Below are 20,237 nucleotides of genomic sequence, written 5' to 3'. Positions count from 1 at the left end.
AAATCGATGGGAAATTGACGATCGTCGCCGGTTGGCAACGACGCCGAAGTTGAGCAAGGCCTATGCCAGCCACGACCTTTCTGCGATGAAGAATTCAAGAAACCGCCACGTTCGGTGCATCGCCTGGTCGACGCGTTGTCTACTCCTCGAAATGAGTGATCGAATGATCGCTGAGGGTGCATGTTGGGCGTGAATCAAACGCGACCTTCCTCGATGCGGATGCTGAACGCGAAACCATGTGTCGAAGGTGATCGACCGGGCCGATCACGAAGCGTTCAATCGATCAAGAACGCGATGGTTGGCACGTCGGCATCACGCGGGTCTATACTGAGATTGCCCTAGGCGGGACCGTTCGACCAAGAACGTGGGGCGATGTGCCTCAAAAGCCTCTGGGTCTTTTCTCTCACACGAAGGTGATTCGCGATGTCCAGCAACCTGAGTACTCCGGCCGACCCACCGTCCAATCCTTCCTCCAACCTGTCATCGAAGGATCTTGGAATTCCAATTCGATTGGCGACACGGGAGATAACCGCCGCTCTCGTTTGGACGTTCGCCGCGGACGTTTTGATCTTTCGGCTCGCAACTTACCTGTCGATCGCGATCTTCTTGGTGCTGACGCCGATCCTTTTTCGATACGCGGCAAAGAACCTTCCGCATCGACGCTCGCTCGCCATTTGCGGAGCGTTGTCCGGGCTGGTCGCCTTGAGACTGCTGTGGCAGGGCTCACCACTGGCAATCTTCTCGGCAACGCTTCTGGTCGTCGCGATGTCGATGGCCGCCAGCGGCGTGGTGCCTTTTGTGCTGGAGGGTTTCTTGTGGCTCGGCCGCAGCTTTGTCGATGGCACCAATCGCATTTCTCGCTACCGTTTCACCTGCCAAGCCATCGACCAGGTTCGCAACCATCATCGACTCGCTTCGGTTTTGCTTCCCGTCGCAGCCGTGTTGGCGTTCGGCGGAATCTTCGTGATGGCCAACCCCGACTTGGTTTCTTGGGTCGGCGGACATGTGACATCCGCGTGGAACATCACGTTGGATTGGTTCAGCAGTTTTTCCGTTTGGGAAATCCCGTTCTGCGTGCTGGCGTTGACGATTGGCATGGGATTGATTCGTCCACTGAGCCCGTACCTGCGATTTGGAGATCAATCGGAAGTCGATGGCGAGATCGCGTCGTCTGAGTCTGGACTCTACTCAGCCTATCGAAACACATTGATTGCCGTCACGACTCTTTTCGCCGCTTACCTCTGCTTTGAATTCTGGACGCTCTGGCGTCGTGATTTTCCGGAAGGCTTCTACTATGCCGGCTACGCCCATCAAGGTGCCGCGTGGCTGACCATTGCATTGGGACTGGCGACGGTTTCCTTGTCCGTCATCTTCGGACGCAGTCTGCTTGCCGATCCTCGGATGCCCAAAGTTCGTTGGTGGGCATGGATCTGGTCCGCAGAAAACTTGCTGCTCGCATTGGCTGTTTACAATCGTTTGCTGATCTACATCGGCTACAACGGAATGACACAGCTTCGCATGGTCGGTTTGTTTGGGATCACCGCCGTCGTGATTGGATTCGCTCTGGTCGTGTACAAGATCGCCACCACCAAAAATTTTTGGTGGCTGCTTCGTTCACAAATGTTGGCACTGACAATTGTTGTCATCGCGTACAGCATCACACCGGTCGACTACGTCTCGCATCGCTACAACGTTTCGCGAGTCAACTCGGGCTATTCCGCTCCATCGGTGATGTTGGCGGTCAAACCGATCAGCGACGAAGGGCTGCTGTCGACGTTCCACCTGATCGAACACCCCGATCCGATCATTCGAGAAGGCGTGCAAGCTCGTCTGGCCATCCGCCAAGCCGAACTCACTGCTGCTGGTAAGACTCACTGGAGTGAACTCCAAGGTTCGACACGATTGCTCGCAACGCGATTGGCGGAACACCCGAACTTATCAACCCAGTTCGATAGCCCGGTCGATCGCCAATCCACCCTGCAACGATTCAAGGATTACGCGATGCAGTGGTACTGATCTGCTATCGGAGCCATTCTAATTTCCGGTCTCAAACGGAAGCCGATTCAACTCCTCGCAAGAAGCGAGACCTAACTATGAGTAACTTTGAATTCCATCTTCGCATTCCATTCAGCCCGCGTGCGAAGTTTGGCATCAAGACCGCTCTTCTGCTGGTGCTGTTGGTTGCGATCGGATTGGGAGCGTATAAGTGGGGCCGAAGAAACGGAATCGACGATGGCTATCTAACCGGCTACGAAGAGGGTTGGAACGATTCGATGTCCGCCAAAGTCACCAAGGCCGAATATCGTGTTTACGACATGCTCAGCAAATCGCAGGAGCATTCCGATGTGCACGCGGCCTTGGACGACTTCCTTGAAGAAGTTCAAACCCTCGTCGAACCGAATTCGTGGGAACGCAACGGCGGCCCCGCGAGCCTCTCTGTTTACCCACAGAACTTCAGCCTCATTGTTCATCAAACGGGCCGTGGCCACGAAGCGTTGAAGGAGTTCATCGCTGCAAAAGAAGACGCCCAATGAGTTTGGCCTGACTTTCCTGAGCGAGCGACCCGGACGGGAATGCATTCGCGAATTTCGAGGCCGTCTGCCCTGACGTGTGCGCGGAGTTCTATTGCAACCAAGTTTTTTTGCAACCAGCTCGGCGTCGTGATCGACCTGAGTGAACTCATGCGAGTTGAAGACGCGGAGAGTCAGCGGTCATTCAGCCTAAAGCCTGAATCGATTCAGGAACCATTCGGCAACAACTTCGGGATCAAAGGTAGCGGAAGGACGCGAGCCCTCCGGTGACACACCGGGCGGCTCGCGCCGCTCCGCTACAGCCGAACTTGATTCCGAACGGTTCCTCAGTGCTGAGCCAATTCGAGAGCTGCGTTCAGCCGGGCCGCCCTCGCTTCCAACAAGATTTGCTTGGTACCAATCCCATTCCTGAGAAATTGGGCGGCTGTTGTTTCGAGACGTTCTGCGCGGTCAAAGTGTGACTGAGCAAATTCTTTGATCGAGTCTGGATCTCCGAACTTCTTCTGAGCCTCGAAAAGCTTACGGTCAATTCGCAAGACATCGGCGAACGTCGCCTCGCCCGAAATGAAGGCAGTCCAATAGCTTGCGTAGGCCGCTTCGAGCGTCTCCACAACCTCTCGTCCAAGGTTGGCATCACTCGCCTTTGGCTCCGATAGTTTGTCGCCGGGGGCGTCCGGAGAAACTTGTTGAGAAGGAACCTGAGCCGCGAAGGTCAGCGATACCAAAACCAAGACAGCGACTGTAACAAACTTCTTCATCGGTCGACTCCGTGGGCCGTGAAAACGAACTGACGTCGAAATCAAGATAGCAATTTCGAATCCGTTCGGCGCGTGCCCAAACGCGTCAAAAACCGCCAGGGCTGGTGAATTCACGATAATCATCGAATTCGCTGTGATGTTCCGCGGCGCGGTTGCTGAATCGAGTGAAGTCGCCTTCCCAGGTCAGTTCAACGTCGCCAACCGGCCCGTTCCGCTGTTTCGCAATGATGATCTCGGCTTGCCCGGCGAACTGAGCCTTGTCTTCACCGCGGTGATAATACTCCTCGCGGTGCACAAACATCACAACGTCGGCATCCTGCTCGATAGCACCCGACTCACGAAGGTGCGAAAGTTTTGGACGGTGATCCTTGCCGTCTTCCGCTTGCCGATTCAACTGAGACAAACACAACAACGGGACTTCCAACTCACGAGCCATCCCTTTCAAACGACGAGCGATCTTCGCGACCTGCTCCTGCCGAGGGTCACGCGAGTTGTCCGGTTCGATGAGCTGCAAATAGTCGATCACGATCAGTCCGAGACCGTCTTCTTTTCGCTTGATCCGACGTGCCGCCGCGGCGATTTCGCTGACCGTTCGACTCGGCGAGTCATCCACGAACAGCGGAGCTTGGCTGATGTCGTTGGCTTTGGAAACCAAGCGGTCGCGGTCGTCGGAACTGATCGTCCCGTTTCGCAGACGGTGACCGTTCACGCGAGCCAAACTACAAAGCATCCGGTCAGCCAATTCAATCGCCGACATTTCCAAACTGACGAACAAGACCGGTTCACGCTGAACGATCGCACAGTGTTCGGCGATGTTCATGGCGAGCGCCGTTTTACCCATCGAAGGACGAGCCGCCAGAATGATCAGCTCGCCGTGGTGCAAACCGCCGGTCATTTGGTCAAAGTCCGTCAGCCCCGTTTCGGCACCGCCCTCGACATAGTCGTCTCGCATCCGAGCTTCCATGCGATCCATCGCTTGGTGCAACACATCGCTGATCGCCCAAACCGAGTTGCCCGTTCGGCCTTCCATGATCGCGAAAACTTTTTGCTCCGCTTGCGCGCACAATTCCTTTGCGGTGCTGTTTTGCTCGTAAGCATCTCGCAGGATCTCAGTGCCGGATTCGATCAAACGACGGAACATCGCCTTTTCACGAACAATCTCGCCATAGAAAGCCGCGTGTGCCGCGTTTGCGACGCTGCCGCCTAGTTGAGCCAGGTACGCGGCGCCACCGACTTTTTCAAAGTCGCCCGCGGTTCGCATCCGCGACACCAACAACGTGATGTCAATCTTTTCGCCCGAGTCAAACATGTCTCGAAGGTGGCGATAGATGATCTGGTTGGCTTCGTCGTAGAAGTCATCCGCCTTCAGCGACGCGATCTCGTCGCAGATATCGGGCATCAGCAAAACGGAACCGATCACGCCCATCTCAGCTTCGCGATCGAACGGTTGCTGCCGAGCAAGGATTTCGCTGGTCGAAGCTTCTTTCTTCTTCTTACCGCGATGAGGTCCGTCGAATTTGTTGTCTGCGATCATCCGTGAAGCTGCCGTTGGGGTCGGATGGATGGTTCAAAGAAACGAATCCATTCAATCAGAATGGATGGCGATGAGAATGCAAGGCGAGGCGTGGTCCGACGACTCAGCCGACTCGCAAACGTGATTCGACACGAGCGATGGCGTCTTGCGCCGACATGGCGCCGTCGCCCGCACCGATGGGTTTGCCGCTGGATAACCAAGTCTCCACTTTACTGATCGCTGAGATCGCGTTGGAGTGACTTCGTCGACCAAAGTGCTTGGCGATTTCAGTGAACGCACTGCCCGTGTGTTGGCGAGCCAGGTACATCGCGAGGGTGCGAGGTTCACTAACCCGTCTCGTTTGAGCTTTGCCGCGCAGCCCGTCACCTTCAAGCCCGAAAGTCTCACAAACCGCTTTTTCAATGCTGCGGAGAGTCGGTGCCACTTGGGTGCTTCGCAACAAATCGCCGCCATAACGACGAATTTCGTCGATCGTGGGTTCGCGGCGGAACATTCGCTGCAACATTCCGATCAGGTTCGCGATTCCGCCAGCGGCACGAGCGTCGCCGCCGATCAGTTCGCTGACTTCTTCCAACAATGTGTTGTCACACCCCAGCACGCATCGCGTCGCGACCATCCGCTGCAAAAGCTGGAAACGAGTTTGTTGATCGAGCGCAGCAAGCGGACAAACTAGCCCAGACGCCATCCGGCCGGCCACTTCGCCGGTCAATCCGCGAATGTCGCTGGGAGGAAGGTTGGCGGAGAACACGAGCGGTTTCCCCGCCGATGCCAAGGTTTCCACCGTGTACAAAGCTTCTCGGAGCGTCGCCGTTTTGGCCGCTAAGAAGTGAACGTCATCGATCAACAAAGCGTCGACGTCGCGGTAGCGGCGACGGAAAGCGGGCAATCCGGTCGAGCCCACCGAAACGACGAAGTCATTGGTGAATTGTTCCGCGGTCAGCAACACGACTCGACGCATCCGGCGACGAGTTCGGAACTCATTCGCCAAAGCCGCCAACAGGTGTGACTTGCCAGTCCCAGTTGGACCGTGCAAGAACAAAGGTGTGGCAACCGATGGAGTCGCGACCGCCATCATCGCGGCGGAGAACGCGAACTCGTTGCAGGGTCCGGTGATGAAACTGTCGAGCGTTCGGCCGCCGGTAGGCTGTGATTCCGGAAGCGGCGGAAGCTTGGACTTTGATGAACGTGGTGTGGAGACAGCGACTTCCTCGTCATCCATCTCTTCGTCGTCCAAGTGTTCTTCCTCGGGCAACTCAGACGCCGCGATGGGATCGTGTTCCACACGACCGCGTGATCGACCGCGTCCACCACGCGAGCTTGCGGATTTGTCTTCGCCGGTTGCGGTGGATTGAGCGAGCAGGCTAGCCAAACTGTTTGCTGATCCGCGACGACCGCTGGATTGGCGTCCACCGGATTGTCGACTGGCAGATGCACGTCCACTGGTCGCACGCGCTGTTGATCGACGACCGCCGGTCTTTGCAGTCGCTTTCTTTTCAGCAGCAACCTTGGCCGCGCGAGTTCGTTTCTTCGGCGCGGGTTGCTCCGCTTCTTCCACGTCGATGCGATAACGAGCGCGTTCACCACAAGCGATCATGGCCGCGGCGCGCAACTCGGTTGCGAAACTGTTGCCCATGCGTTGGGCGGCAAAGGGTCCGCTGGTTCGGATCACCACGACCACGGTTGGCTTGCCATCATCAGGCGACTCGCCGACCTCCAGATCGAAGCTGACCCCATGGGTGAACCACAACCGGTATCGGTCCGCGCCGATGCGTTGATGCAAAGCCTCGGCGAATCGCTCAATGGCTTCCTGCGTCTCGATGCTACCTTGCGTCGACGACATACCGGTTGCGCAGACCTCCCTCATGGATTTTGTTTACACGGGCGACGAATCGGGCGGCCAGCGTGGCTGCGATTCTTCGAAGCGATGAGTGTCGCCGAGTGATGTGCTCCCTCACGACGTTGGGGCAGATTCTAGGTTTGCTAGCAAACAAGTCAAATAGATTGAGTGAAGTTTTGGAGCGTGGGTGCCGACACGGCGTGAGGTCATCCGGCGGGGTCGGAAAATCCCGAGCCGATTGCGATCCGAGATCATGACGGAGTCCCTTCAGTGTCGGCAAGGCGAGTTTGGTGACTCGTGGAAAATCTGTCGGTAACCTTTTCCACACAAAACCTTCTTCAAAATGTCATGCGTGTAAACGACTCGGATGCAAGCACTTACGAACCGCCAACCCTGTTGATAAGAATTTCGGCACCGAAATCGGCGTTTCGGCACCTCCCGGGACGACGCCCCGGGAGCATCCGATAAACTAGGACTCATGATGAGCAAACTTCCTCTGATGAACGATCTTCCACGGGCCGAATTGCCGGGCTCGCGATCACCCAATCCGGAATCATTGATCCTGGCCAGCGGGTCCCCGCGACGAGCGCAATTGCTCTCAGCGGCAGGCTACGAATTTTCAATTCAACCGGCTTCCGATTCCGCCGAGTGTGGGATCTGTAGCCGAGAGACCGCCCCCGAAATGGTGGCAAGGCTGGCATACCGAAAAGCCGCCGACGTGGTCGCCCGCATCGATCAAGGATTGGTGCTGGCCGCCGACACGGTCGCCTCCTGTGTGGGAAGCATTTTGGGCAAACCCCACAATCGCGATCACGCCGAAGAAATGCTGCGTTTACTCAGCGGACGCGAACACGATGTCTACACCGGCGTCTGCTTGTGGTCTCGAAGAAACGAGACGTTCCAGGTTGATGTCGTTCGCACTCGACTGCGGATGTCGGAACTGACCGAAGAGCAATTGTCCGAACACCTGGATAGTTTGCGATGGGAAGGCAAGGCAGGAGCTTTCGGTTTCCAAGACGGAAACGATTGGTTGACGATCATTGGAAACGATAGTGAAAGCAACGTTGTCGGATTGCCGATGGAACGACTGGCGGAATTGCTGGAAAACTTTGAGCGAAAAGCCGAAAAGATAACCACCCCGACGATTGATTCGATTGAATCATCCGATTCAAGCTGCTCTTAGTTCCAACTACGGCGGCGAGCAGAGGCGGCGAAGGACGGCGTCGACGAATCGAATGTCTCGAATCGATTTTCAAATTGCCCACCCAATACCCTCGTGCGATCGTGCCAGCCTTGCTGCTGTGACAAAATTCGCCTTAGCCGATGGATTTGTTTGATGATTGGATCACTCGTCCGTTCCAGCCTGACCGGTTGCATTGCCCTGTTCTCTCTGGTGACGCTGGCTTCTTCAGCCAACGCACAGAACTGGGCCGAAAAAATGTTCACCGAAACAAAGCATGATTTTCGAGTTGTCGGCCGCGGAACCAAAGCCGAATTCAAATTTGAATTCCGGAACCTGTACGAAGAGACAGTCCACGTCCAAGGGGTTCGAAGCAGTTGCGGTTGCACCACGCCGACCGTTTCAGATGACACACTGGAAACGCACGAAACCAGTTCGATCGTCGCGAAGCTGAACACCAGCACATTCATTGGCCAAAAAGCCGCGACCGTGACGGTCATCTTTGATCAACCGTATTACGCGGAAGTCCAACTGCAGGTCAGTGGTTTCATTCGCACGGACGTGACGTTCGATCCACCGGAAGTCGACTTCGGCCAATGCAAAAACGGTGAAGTCAAAGAACAAGACATCACGATCACCCACCGCGGCAATTCAAGCTGGCGTCTGACCGATGTCCGCAGCCACTGCGACGACTTTGCCGTCAAACTGGAACAACCAATCGTCCAGCCAAATATGGTTCAATACAAAATGCGAGTTCGCATGAAAGAAACCATGTCCGAAGGTGAAATTCGCGAACGGCTGACTCTGGTCAGCAATGACTCCAAATTCCCGACCATCGAAATGTCGATCGCCGGAATGATTCGTCCCACGATCAGCATTTCTCCGGCCGCGGTCAGCTTGGGGACAACCGAGTCGGGCAAAACGGTCAGCAAACGTTTGTTGATCCGTGGCGAAGAAGCCTTCGAAATCAAAGAAGTTCGCTGCTCGGACGATCGCTTCCAGTTTGAAATTCCCGAAGGCAAAAAGAAATTGCACTTCGTTGAAATGAAATTCACCGGCGGAGACAAACCGGATCGCGTTGCCCAGCGAATCCAGATCGTGACGGATCTGCCCGGCGACAAGACGGCTGAGTGCGTTGCGACGGGTACTGTAAAGTAGCCGACTCGCCGATCCCGGGCGAACGCCCTTCGCCCATCGTCACCACCGCATGCCTTCTCCGCCTCCCACGCTGACTTCCGACTCGCACGTTCATTTCTTGACCGGGCGATTGGCGGAAACTGCGGTGACCGAAGAAGCGGCTCGCATCGCGAAAGAGTTTGGTTGCGAGCAAAGCGTGGGTGTGGTTCCGATCACCGTCGCCGCCCTGATCACACCAAAATGGCTTTCGCGGCATTGGGAGATACCAACTTCCGCGACGCACGTGATCTTGCCAGGATTTCTGGAAGACAACTTGGAAGCGGCTGGCGACTTGGCGACTCCACTGTTGGGTTTGATCCAGCAAACCTCGGCCGCGGTGTTGTGCGGTCCCAAAGACTGTCGCGATTTGCACGCCTGGATGACCGGCCGCCAGCAATCCGTCGATCTGTCGGCGCACTCGATTGAGATCATCGCTGAGATCAATCACGCACCGCGAATGTCGGTCGAAGAAGTTGTCACGATCGCGAATCGATTGCGTGCGGACGGTGCGGACCGAATCGATTTGGGATGCGACCCGTCGCGTCGATGCCGAACAATTGGTGACTACGTTTCGGCTCTGGTGGATGCTGGTCATACGATCAGCATCGACACGTTTGATCCTGACGAAGCTGACGATGCGATTTGTTCGGGAGCCACATTAGTATTGTCGGTCAACTCATCCAACCGCGACGCCGCACGTGACTGGGGTTGTGAAGTTGTGGCCATTCCGGATGTTCCCGACGACCTGGATAGCCTCGACGAAACGATTGAGTTCCTTCAACGCAACAACATTGATTTTCGCGTCGATCCGATCTTGGAACCGATTGGATCCGCTTTCACCGAAAGTCTTCTGCGTTACGCGGAAGTTCGGCGGCGGTATCCCGACATTGAAATGATGATGGGGATCGGCAACCTGACAGAACTCACCGACGTCGATTCGGCTGGCGTCAACTTCTTGTTGCTCGGGATCTGCCAAGAGCTTTCGATCCGAAGTGTCTTGACCACCCAGGTCATCAATTGGGCAATATCCTCGGTCGCGGAGTGCGACATCGCTCGACGATTGGTTCACCACGCCGTTTCGCGAGGGGTTCCGCCCAAGCGTTTGTCGGACCAACTGGTATCCCTTCGCGATCCGAAGTTGCGACCACATTCGGATGCCGCGTTGGACGCACTCGCGAGTGGCGTCAAAGACAACAATTACCGGTTGATCGCGCAAGACGACACCATCCATTTGATAAGTGCCGGTTTGCATCTCACTGGCAAAGATCCGTTTGCCTTGTTCGCTGAATTGATGCAGCAACCACAATCGGACAACGTCGACGCTTCGCACGCGTTTTACCTGGGCTACGAATTGGCCAAAGCCAACATCGCGCTGACATTGAGCAAACAATACGAGCAGGACCAAGCGTTGCACTGGGGTCACCTCACCGTTGAGGAAGACACGCATCGGATCGAGCGGACCAGCCGACACGCTCGGAAACGTCCGAATCCGGACGCCCCATCCGGCGAATGAGCGTCGCCATGCCACCTATTCCATCCAACGTCAGTTGTATTCGGTTTGACGTCGTTGCAACGGGTTCAATCGCTGCAACACTCCCGCTGAACACCAGCCGAACACTCCGAACGTTTTAACAATTCGTGAATGCGGTCTTGTCCTTCGTAGCAATCGGGTAAAACCTAACCAGAGATTTCCTTCTTGGTTCCTTTGGTTCGGTTGCCCGCGTGTCAGTTCTGCGTACCACGTTGCTGTGGATCTCCGCCTCGATCTTGGTCCTGATTCCGTTGTGTCTGGCCGCGGATTTCGGCGGCATTTTGCACTGGAGCCAATACATTGCCGCGGCCGGAATCTTGGTCGCGATGGTTCTCTCGCTGATTGGGTTGACCGACACGACGGCGTCCAGCGGTCTGCGCCAGCACAAACTATTGGTTCCGCTTGGGCTGCTGGTGTTGCTCGCGTGGATCCAAACCATGCCGTTGCCATCCAGCCTTGTCGGACTGCTCAGTCCGGGTTCTCAGGATGCCTACTCGACGTGGCTGGAGGGCTTGGTTCCCGCCGCGGAACAGCCATCGATCCATTCCATGTCTGTGTCGCCGTTTGATACTCAGCACGTCGCGATGTTGCTGACGTTGTTGTTGCCACTGTCATTTGCGGCATCGATCGTTTTTCACGCTCGCAATCGACTGACGATGCTGCTCAGCGCGATCGCGATCACGGGGGCCTCCGTTGCAATCATCGGCTTCTATCGCAAACTCGATCCCACCGCGGACATCTGGTTCTTCCAATCCAAGTCCAGTGGGTTCGCCGGATTCGTCAATCGCAACAACGCTGCGTTGATGTTGAACTTCGGTTTGGCCGCCAGCCTCGGATTGTTGTCTTGGCGGATGATGGCTTTGCACAACATCGAATTGGACGATCCCGATTTCGAATTCAATGACTTGCTCGCACTGATCTCGGACCGAGAATCCTTGATCGGATTGCTGTCATCAATCACATGCGTCGCGGGTTTGCTGCTCAACGGTTCGCGGGGCGGCGTCGTCGCGGCTCTGTTCGGACTGGTTTTTGCTTTTGGATATGTCCGCCCGCGGCGTGGCTTGATCGGTTTGCCAATTTTGGCGGTGGTGATCGCAATCTCGGTCGCCATTCTGACCGTCCCGATGCAGCTCAATCTCGAATCCATCACACGGCTCGAGATGATCTCCGCAAACGCTGACACACTGCAAAAAGATGGCCGGTTGCTGCACTGGCAAGACGGCTGGAATGCCGCGATGGCTTACCTCCCGATGGGATCGGGCATCAGCACATACGGATATTCCTACTTGCCGTACCAATCGCAAAGTCCGGGGCCATGGTTTGAACACGCCGACAACTTGTGGTTGGAAATGTTGGTCGAGACCGGATTGCCCGGCGTTGTGATCACGGTGCTGCTTTTCGTGATTTTGCTTCGATCACTGCGACGGTTGTCGACATCGGCTGACCCGGTGGACCAAGGCGTTCGCGTCGCGGCTTGGTACGCAATTGCTGCGGTTGCTGCATCACAATTCTTCGACTTCGGGTTGATCATGCCAGCCAACTTGTTCGTCGCAGTTGTGCTGGCAACCGCGGTGGTTTCGCGACAGGTCGCAGGCGGTGGTTTGCAAGCTCCGATGCCCGACGAAGAAGATGATCCGTATCATGCGATGGCAATGGCGGATCCGGAATACGCGATGGCGATGGCCGCTGCCGAACGTGAAGAAGAAGCCGCGGCGGCGATGGAAGCCGAAGCGGGAGAACCGAATACGAAGTCCGCCACCGGTGGGAACAAGATCAAACTGAAATCCACCTCCAAATGGGGTCGCCTCACTTCTTCGGTCAGTGTTGGTGCGGTCGCGGTCGCCATCGTCCTGCTGTCCATCCTTGTGATGCCAGGTTTAAAGGACGACGCGGAAACGGAGTCGCTGGTCCGCCGGATCCGAAGCGAATACCAAGGAATGAAGTTCCAACCCGAAGTGCTGGAACAAGTCGAGTCGTTGCTCGCCGAGAACTTGAGCACCAACCCGTTCCCCGAGACACGCACGTTGCTGGCGGCAACCCAGCGTGACCGCGGACGATTGGCAGAAACGTTGGAATGGCGTCCGACCACCATCGAACAGGCCGGTCAGATTTATGCGAAGACAAACTTGAACGAGCGTGGACTGGAATACCCACCGCCGTTGGCCGCGATGACTCGAGACCGCTTGAAAAGCATTCTGCACTACGAAGACGCCTGGAACACAGCCTTGGCTGGCGTCGCAAGCTGCCCGCTCGGTCAGGCATCACGGGCATCGCTGGTGCAACTGCAATCCGTTTTGGAACCCCAACCTGAAACGGGCGTCGCCGTCAAACACCTCGCGACGTTCTACTCGACAGAACCGAATCGTTTGATGCGGTTGGGACGCCGCGCCTTCATGATCGGCGACTACGATTCCGCCGTGGCAACGTTTCGCGATTCGTTGGCGTTGCGTCCAACCTTGGCATCTCAATTGATGCCTCTCTTCCGAGTCAACCAAGACAAGCTTCCCCTTGCCGATGTGATCCCCGATGATTCGCGAGCGATCGAGCTAGCGGCGGCCGACGTGATGCTCTGGGACGAACCGGATCAGAAATTCCTCAAGCACGCGGCTGGTTCGATCGACTGCGGTCGAGCGTCCAATTTGGCCGGGCGTGCCAAGTGCCAAGCACTCCTGTCACGCATACACTTCTCGCTCGATGACACGGCCAATGCGACGAAGGCGGGCGAAGAAGCGATTCGGTTGCTGCCGGATGAACCTCGATACCGAGTTCAATTGATTGAGCAGATGTTGATCACCGGCAATCGAAAAGACGCGCTTCGACACGCTCGGTTGGGACGCGAGGCATTTGCCAAAGACGCTCGTTTTCAACAGTTCGTCGACCGTATCGCAGAAGCCGATCGAAAAGAGATGCTCGAACCGACCCTCCCGAAAGACGACACGCTCCCGAGCGTCGAATCCATCTTGAATTAGCGTTGTCGCAACGAAATTTCGCGGTTCGACAAAATGAACCGCAGACGAATCACGTGACCGAGGCAGTAGGCTCGATTTGTTCGGGCGGCTACGTCGCGTCGTCCGACAACCATTCCCAAAATCGTCTGCCAAGGCTTCGTTGATCGCGGAGAGCCATTTGCCCCGTTTCACCAGCTCGCACGCGATCGCTGACTGCGGGTGTGAGCGGGACGATCGACTGGAACCTCGGTGTCAACAATTCATAGGGATCCGAAGACTGTGACTGTTTCTTCGCGGGAGTAACCGGCAGTGGCCCATCGACCGTGGCCGCCAGCGCGGGATGCGGAACCTGGCGACTGGCACGAGGTTGCAACTTTTCTGGATGCACCTCAATGATTTCGCCACCGCGAAAAAGGACCTGCATCGGCTCGTTCTTTTGCAGGGTCGATCGGTAGGCATCCAAGTCGGAATCGCCGACTGACACCAACAGTTCCATTCGTTGGCGGACTCCGACATGGACCAACTCTTCACCCGCACGAACGTAGGTTTCGTTGAGGTCGTCTAGGTCGGTCGTCAGAATCTCGCCGTCGCGTTGGGCCACCACGCGAAGCGAATCGACCTGCGCGTTAAGCTCTTCCAAACTACGTCTCAGACTTTCTGACTTTTGTTTCGCGGCTTCGGCCAGACCGAGTTCGCCCATTCCTTCGTGACGTTGCCACTTGATCTCTTCTGCATCCAATTCCAACTGGGTCGCATCGCGTTCCGCAACCAACTCATGATCGATCAATTCGAGGATGACCTGGCCCGCCATCACCGAATCTCCCGATTGCATGGCAACCTGATCAACGAAGCCATCAACGGGAGATCGCAAAATTTGGTCGTCCGCAAATCGAACGACGACGGGCACCGGACGACTGAGAGGCGACGGCAACGTGACCAAGAATTGAGCCAAGAAGCAGAAGGTCACACAGGTCCAAATTGCACGTCGGCGGTGAGACCATTTGGAAAACGAGTCGCTCGATTCTTCGTAGCTCCAAACCTTGCTGGCGAATTTGATGGATGGAAGCATGACCCACAAAAGGATCGCGGCCATTGCCATCAGCAAGCCAACGGGACCCGCCCACATCGACACAACAATGATCAGGCCGCCCATCCACACGCACTGAAAGACAACCGATGCGGCGGCGTGACAACTTGCGAATCCGCGTCGCCAACCAGATAGTTTGGAAGCGGGACTTCGCATGGCAAACAACTTCGTTTGCAACCACCCGCCAAACAGCTTGCGTCCTTGTTCTCGCAAGTTCGGAATGTCAGTCCAGTCCGACAGAACGTAATAGCCATCCAATCGAAGCAAAGGATTCGCGTTGACCAACAATGTCGCTGGACCGGCGATGAAAAAGATCTGAGCCGCCCAGTGGGCCGCCACTTCAGACGGATGCCAACACCAAATCCAGTAGGCAATCGACGAAACCAACAACTCCACGTACACGCCCGCCATCGCGATGGAGGCGCGAGATTGACGATTCGGCAGTCGCCAAGCATTCGTCACATCGACGTAGGCCAAAGGCGCCAGCAAGAAGAACATGATGCCAGCTTTGCCGACCTGAACACCGTGCCAACGTGCGGAGACAGCGTGGCCCATTTCGTGGACCAGTTTCATCACGGCCCAAATACCCAGCATCCCGATCCACAACTGCGAATCAAAAATTCGCATCAGCTCGGCGGCCAATTCTCTTCGTTGGAACAAAGCAAATGTCATCGAGATCGCGATGAACGCGCCGGCAACCACGACTCCGCGAGGCGTAAACAACTGCCGTGTGAAGGGCAGCAATGCGTTGGCTGGTCCGTTTGCATTGATCAGCGGAAATCGCAAGCTGATCAACCATGAACACGCTTTCACAAACGGGGCGACCCACCCCGATAGCATTCGCTTCAACGATTGAAGAATCCCGATTCGATCATTCTTCCCGTGCGTTGCAGTGGCCGATTCCAAGCGATCGTCCAGAGTCGATTCGTCCGCGTCAGTTGTTTCACCCAGCAGTTCGCTCGATGCATCCAACGCCACATCGGGTGATGGTGATTCCGGTGCCACACCAGCACCTCGTTCCGCAATCGCGATTTTCTGGGAGACCAAAACCGCGATGAAATCCGCGACGTCTTCGGGTGACCAATCCAATCCGTCTCGTTGTGCCTGCTCAACGATTTGCGTGGTCGATCGCTCCCCATCCAGCAAGGAAGCGATGTAGTGTTCCGCCGCGCCAAACTGAAAGTGCTGGCCCGTTCCAGAGTGAGCGGCGCGAAAGATCGTGACGCCCGCCACCTCACACACAGTGAATTCGAGATCTGGATCCAAACGCACTTTGGGCGCAGCGGGAGGTGATTCGGCCGAACTCATTTGTCCAAATCCCGAAGCAACTTCCACTTGTGGTACATCGCGTGCGGCGTCGTTCTGATTCACCATCCGATCATCCACCCCAGCCTTCTCACGGGGGTTCGAACCCACTTCCAAATCCACGGGTAAGTTGGTCCCAGCACAACCGCTTCGCCACGCATTCCCACTCGCAATGATGCGTCTTCGTTTGGCAATTCGGCGATCGCTACGAACACATTCGCGTCATCGCGAATCGTTGCGGCAGGCCAAACCGATCGCACGTTGCTTTCAAACGCCTCGCCATCCAACGCGGGGAACCAAAGTTCAACGGGAGCGTTCATCTCCACGAAGCCAATTTCGGACTCCGGCAATTCCAATTCAATCTCGACGTTGCCCTCCGGAGCAACTTCCATCAACGTTTGCCCAATCTCCAGCGGTGTTCCAAGCGATCGAGTCAGGTCGCCTTGAATGATCACGCCATCGATCGGAGAAACGACATCCAGCTTGCTGAGTTTGTCTTGCAACAACTCTGCTTTTCGAAGCAATGTTTTCCGACGAAGTCCCGCCAACTGGGCCGAAGCAATTTGACTGCTCGCCAACGCGATGTCTTCGTCCTTTTGAGCCTCGTCAATTTCCGCCAGCAGCGATTCCAGTTCGATACGAAGCGGGCGTCCATCCAACTGCAACAACGTTTGGCCAGCCTTCACCCGATCACCAGGTCGGACCAACGTTGTCAGAAGAGTGGCGTCGATCGGCGAAGCGATCATCCGTCCGTTCATCGCAGCAACCGTGGCGATCGCATGGGTGCGATACGACATTGGGATGCACGTCAGAATCAACGTGACCAAGACCGCGATTCCAATCAATCCACGTCGCGACCACCATTTACTCAGCTTGCTAGCCAAACGCCCCCAATGATCTTTCGCAGGGCGACTCAAAAAGATCGCTGCGAACAACCCCATCACGTCGGTCGTCAACATGCGTTGGAACATCTTCGCGTCGAAGTCATCCGCCCCGGGTGGCCGAATCCAAAGTTGACACCGCGGCACCGCCGCCGAAATATTGTTGCTGGCCTTGGACGAATCAGACGTAGGCACAACGTCTGGAACCAAGTCGATCACCAATGTGCCATTGTCCCACCGCGATGTACTTTCGGTCACGGGAGTGTCGGCTTCCACCGTGGACGCCAACCACTGCGCGTCGTAGCGTTGGCGAATCGAATTTTCGGCCCCCAGCCACCCCAAACGTCCGTCGTGCAATCGGTGCAACGATCGGGCGCCCCAGCCCAATCGAATGGTGTGTTCTGGCAGCACGGCACACAGTCGCTGGACCAACAACTCAGCAGCGCACACGCGGTCCTTGGTCGATGCCATCTCGGTCAACCAAGTGTGCCACATCGACTGAAACAACTTCGATTGTGAGACGTCCGACAATTCAGCAAACTGCATCGGATGCGTTGCCGAATTTTCGGTCGTACTCGCAAGTTCAGCCGGTGCCTGATTCGCGAACGTTTCTGAGGGAGCCGTGCCTACCATCGATTGACTCCTGGCGATCCAAGCTTGGAGATGGACTCGGTGCCCTCTTTTGAGCTGGATGGTGCAATCACCCGCATTGTGCAGCGGTCTCCCGGACGGAGCTCACTGGCAGGGTTCTCGATCCGAACTCTTATTTCAATCGTGCCGCTTTCGCTGTTGATGGACGGTCCGATCGTTTCAATCTTTCCATCCACGGTTTTGCGTGCGGCTCGAAAGTAGACCTGCGTTTCCATGCCGATTTTCATTTGCAAAGCCCGATCGGCCATCACATTGAAAACACCGTGCAGGACATCGGTTCGGACCAAGCGGACGATGTCAGGATCCGAGGGTGTGATGGTGGCGCCCAAGCCCGCTTTCTTTTCCGCAACCACACCGTCAAAGGGAGCTCGGATTTTGCGTCGTTTCCATTGCAGTTCGAGACGGTTGGCTTCCGCCAATCGCAGTGCACGTTGCTCGGTCGCGGTCAGCAAACGAGCCTTGGCAACTTTCAATTCCAATTCTGCTCGACGGAGTTCGTCGGAACCTGCCATCTCTTCTCGCATCAAACGACGCAGGTGTTCGACTCGAATCGTTTGGACGTCCAACGATGCCTGAGCCGCATTGATTTCACCGAGCATCGATGCCTGTGTTTGCGCGATCTCCATCGACGCCTTTTCAATTTCATCGTCTAAGCGTGCCACGACGTCGTTGGCTTTGACTCGTTGCCCCACCTTCACCGGCAATTCGACGATCCGCCCCAGATCTTCGCTGCCAAGATAGATGTCCTCAATCGCTTGCGAGAAGCCTTCGTATGCGGAATCACCGTACAACGCGATTCCGCGAGTCGAGCTGCCATCGGATTGTCCCATTGCGATGCCCGCCTGCATTCCGGATGAAATGCAAACGCTCAATACGATGATCGTCCATGAAGTTCGTTTCATCATTCTTTCCTATTCGATCCTTCCGAGTCGGACGCGACTTCTTTGATGGATGAGTCATCCAGTTCGATCATGCCCAATTCACCGATCAAGGATTCGCCGACAACCTGCGAATTCCAATCCGATTGATGAGCTGTGATTCGCGATGCATTCGAATCAGCAGGGTTGGTTTGAAGCAGTTCAATCTGGCTGGTGTTGTCCGGTCGCACTGGTTCAATTCCTTCCGTCTTCAACAATGTTCCCATCGCTTTTTGCAGTTCAATCAATGAAATCACCGAGGCGACCTGCGCACTAACAAACAGTTGCTCCGATTCGGTGCGACGTTTCTGCGTTTCGAGCAAATCCTCCAGCACCAACGCGGTGGGACCGCCATCGCCAGCAAGCAACTCCCAACGCCGCGTTGCGATTTGTTCTTCACGGATCGCGGCTTGCAAGGTGATCGCCTTGCTTTCACGAAGCTGAAAATTCGCGAACGCCTGAATCAAGGCCGTTTCGATTTCACGTCGAGCAGTCAAAAGACTCTGACGCAATTCTTCGCTGCGTTGTTGATATCGATATCTGGCTTCGCGAACGCGGCTGCGTGCGGCGCGGCGGCCATACGGGAGGCTGTACTGCAACGTGGCCGTCAGGCCGGGACCTTCGGTGAACTGATCGCCGAAGGCTTGGAAGAACCGGTTGTCTCCTCTGAGCCCCGACAGATACGCATCGAAGACGGCATCGAGTCGTGGCTTCAATTCGTTGCGAGTCACGCTGATCCCCAACCCTGCCGCCGCGAGCTCTTGCGTCGCCGCTTGGATGTCGGGTCGGTTTTCCAACCCTCGAACGATCGCGTCTTGCAAATCGATCGCTTCGTTGGGGATCTCAGGATTGGCCAGCGGAATCAGTTCAACGGATTGATTGAGAGCCGCCAGTTCAGGACTGCCGACGAGGGTTCTCAATCGGACTTGCAACCGCCGCAATTCGGCTTCGATTTCGATCTGGCGATCACGATCATTCGCCAATCGTCGTTGGACTTTGATGCGTTGCAATGGTCCAGAATCCAAGTCTGCTCGTCCGTCGACGATGCGAGCGATTTGTTCGCCTCGTTCGATCAGGCCCCGTTGTTGAACGAGGTGGCAACGGCGTTCATACAAACGCCAAAACGCTTGAAAGGTATCGACCAAGTGGGCTTCCACTTCCGAACGCATCTCTTGCCAAGCAATCCGGCTGTCAATCGACGCCTGCGTGACGAGACGTGTGTTGTAGACTTCACCGCTGGTCGCCAACAACGGCTGCGTGATGCTGAGGCTTACCCTTGAATTGCCTTGCGGGTTGGGTTCGAAGAACAGGCTGTTGCTATCCAGCGTTCCCAGTTCTTGCGTTACATCGACGACCGCACCGCGCCGCGTCAATTTGCGGAAGCCGCCGCTGGCAATAACCGAGTTTTGAATCAATCGATCAGGGCCGCCCGTCGTCAGCGTGCTGCCGACCGGATCGTTGACGCGGCCGTAGCCACCTTCCAACAACAGCGTCGGATCAAAGACCGCGTTTTGCTGCACAATCTTTTCGTACGCAATCGAAGTCCGCCGTGAAACTGATGAGATCCGAGGACTGGTCTCGAGCGTGTCCGTCAGGACGGTTGGCAAATCAAATGACACTTGCTCAGGCGTCTGCAACAAACCCGAAAAAGCAATGGACTCCCACCAAGGGGCAATGGTGTCAACCGCCGTGGTGACTTCCGTTGGTTCGGGCGGCAACGCCAACGTGTCGGTGCTCGAAGACGAAAGAGGCGTTGATTCGGTTGCCAACGGTGTCTCTGGTTGCAACGAATCCCGGCGATTGGCCTCCGCCATGTTGCGTGCAGCGTTGTCGAGGAACTGCTGAAACGACGTTTCTTCTGCTCTGAGGATTGGTGGATGCATTCCGAGCGAGATCAAAAC

The 20,237-nt window shown here is 56.1% G+C and carries 13 protein-coding genes; 6 read left to right on the top strand and 7 right to left on the bottom strand.

Features of this window, described 5'->3' with window-relative positions; all coding sequences use genetic code 11:
- Positions 1–423: 423 nt before the first annotated feature.
- Positions 424–2,016, top strand: coding sequence for a DUF4153 domain-containing protein (locus CEE69_RS03730; RefSeq protein ID WP_099259399.1), 1,593 nt, complete (start codon positions 424–426; stop codon positions 2,014–2,016).
- A gap of 77 nt (positions 2,017–2,093) precedes the next feature.
- A complete protein-coding gene (locus CEE69_RS03725) occupies positions 2,094–2,534 on the top strand; it encodes a hypothetical protein (protein ID WP_099259398.1) in 441 nt (146 codons plus the stop codon).
- A 323-nt stretch (positions 2,535–2,857) separates the two neighbouring features.
- Here the strand turns inward: CEE69_RS03725 and CEE69_RS03720 are convergent, their stop codons facing one another.
- The 3 genes from CEE69_RS03720 to CEE69_RS03710 form a co-directional block, all read right to left on the bottom strand.
- On the bottom strand, positions 2,858–3,289 hold the full coding sequence (locus CEE69_RS03720) for a hypothetical protein (RefSeq protein WP_143549143.1): 432 nt from the start codon (positions 3,287–3,289) through the stop codon (positions 2,858–2,860).
- An 85-nt stretch (positions 3,290–3,374) separates the two neighbouring features.
- The gene (gene dnaB, locus CEE69_RS03715) at positions 3,375–4,823 is read right to left on the bottom strand and encodes a replicative DNA helicase (protein WP_099259396.1); all 1,449 of its coding nucleotides are present in this window, start codon (positions 4,821–4,823) and stop codon (positions 3,375–3,377) included.
- A gap of 103 nt (positions 4,824–4,926) precedes the next feature.
- Positions 4,927–6,663 (bottom strand): DnaA/Hda family protein, encoded by a 1,737-nt coding sequence (locus CEE69_RS03710; protein ID WP_099259395.1) that lies wholly within the window; start codon positions 6,661–6,663, stop codon positions 4,927–4,929.
- Between the two features lie 496 nt (positions 6,664–7,159).
- Here CEE69_RS03710 and CEE69_RS03705 point away from each other — a divergent pair, with 496 nt between their 5' ends.
- The 4 genes from CEE69_RS03705 to CEE69_RS03690 all read left to right on the top strand — a co-directional run bounded on the left by CEE69_RS03705 (position 7,160) and on the right by CEE69_RS03690 (position 13,516).
- Complete coding sequence (locus CEE69_RS03705; protein WP_099259697.1) at positions 7,160–7,843, top strand: Maf family protein; 684 nt, start codon at positions 7,160–7,162, stop codon at positions 7,841–7,843.
- 255 nt (positions 7,844–8,098) lie between these two features.
- Entirely contained in the window at positions 8,099–8,998 is a 900-nt protein-coding gene (locus CEE69_RS03700; protein ID WP_099259696.1) for a DUF1573 domain-containing protein, read from the top strand.
- 49 nt (positions 8,999–9,047) lie between these two features.
- A complete protein-coding gene (locus CEE69_RS03695) occupies positions 9,048–10,529 on the top strand; it encodes a DUF4346 domain-containing protein (RefSeq protein ID WP_099259394.1) in 1,482 nt (493 codons plus the stop codon).
- Between the two features lie 269 nt (positions 10,530–10,798).
- Complete coding sequence (locus CEE69_RS03690; protein ID WP_099259695.1) at positions 10,799–13,516, top strand: O-antigen ligase family protein; 2,718 nt, start codon at positions 10,799–10,801, stop codon at positions 13,514–13,516.
- An 88-nt stretch (positions 13,517–13,604) separates the two neighbouring features.
- Here the strand turns inward: CEE69_RS03690 and CEE69_RS03685 are convergent, their stop codons facing one another.
- From CEE69_RS03685 to CEE69_RS03670, 4 genes are read right to left on the bottom strand one after another with little or no spacing between them, the layout of a single operon-like run.
- Positions 13,605–15,890 (bottom strand): site-2 protease family protein, encoded by a 2,286-nt coding sequence (locus CEE69_RS03685; RefSeq protein WP_233214593.1) that lies wholly within the window; start codon positions 15,888–15,890, stop codon positions 13,605–13,607.
- 59 nt (positions 15,891–15,949) lie between these two features.
- Positions 15,950–17,401, bottom strand: coding sequence for an efflux RND transporter periplasmic adaptor subunit (locus CEE69_RS03680; protein WP_099259392.1), 1,452 nt, complete (start codon positions 17,399–17,401; stop codon positions 15,950–15,952).
- A complete protein-coding gene (locus CEE69_RS03675) occupies positions 17,395–18,324 on the bottom strand; it encodes an efflux RND transporter periplasmic adaptor subunit (protein ID WP_099259391.1) in 930 nt (309 codons plus the stop codon). Before CEE69_RS03675 ends, CEE69_RS03680 begins: the two co-directional genes overlap by 7 nt.
- Entirely contained in the window at positions 18,321–20,219 is a 1,899-nt protein-coding gene (locus CEE69_RS03670) for a TolC family protein (protein WP_233214591.1), read from the bottom strand. Before CEE69_RS03670 ends, CEE69_RS03675 begins: the two co-directional genes overlap by 4 nt.
- Positions 20,220–20,237: the final 18 nt, after the last annotated feature.

This window comes from Rhodopirellula bahusiensis (genome assembly GCF_002727185.1).
GTDB classification, from domain to species: domain Bacteria; phylum Planctomycetota; class Planctomycetia; order Pirellulales; family Pirellulaceae; genus Rhodopirellula; species Rhodopirellula bahusiensis.
The sequence above is the reverse complement of the archived record's forward strand: the minus strand, read 5'-3'. Positions and strand labels throughout refer to the sequence as shown.